The organism is Agrococcus sp. HG114 (assembly GCF_024723325.1).
Taxonomy (GTDB): Bacteria; Actinomycetota; Actinomycetes; order Actinomycetales; family Microbacteriaceae; genus Agrococcus.
Genome location: NZ_JANQCH010000303.1, coordinates 1 through 380, shown reverse-complemented (window position 1 = coordinate 380; position 380 = coordinate 1). Strand labels below are relative to the sequence as shown.

At 35.0% G+C, this 380-nt stretch carries 1 protein-coding gene; it reads right to left on the bottom strand.

Features of this window, described 5'->3' with window-relative positions; genetic code table 11:
- The coding region (locus tag NWP09_RS13350) for a Na+/H+ antiporter subunit E (protein ID WP_258275955.1) at nt 1-288 on the bottom strand (288 nt) is incomplete at its 3' end.
- Nucleotides 289-380: the final 92 nt, after the last annotated feature.

Genomic DNA, 380 nt, shown 5'->3' with positions numbered 1-380 from the left:
CAGCAAGGTGATCTCCCAGTCTGATTGCAATTCTGTTTCCAAAGCGAAGATTCCCGGGCGTATGGATAGCTTAGGACTTAAAACAATTTTTAAAACAGCTATATTGGATAAGATCAGTTCTTTCATAAAAATGAGAACCAATTTAATAATCGCAAACACTCTAACTAAATAAATTCGGGACGGAAAAAAACGCCTCATTACGAATATAATCAGCAAACCGAGTAAATAACCGATTAAGAAGGTGTTTAAAGCAAAGGAGTTTTCAAAAAACATCCAAAGAAATGCCATAAAAAAGTTTAATAAAATTTGAAACGCCACTAGAAAGCCTCCTTTAAACCTGTTTTAATGATAGGTATTACTGAAGCCTGCTTAGGTAGGGC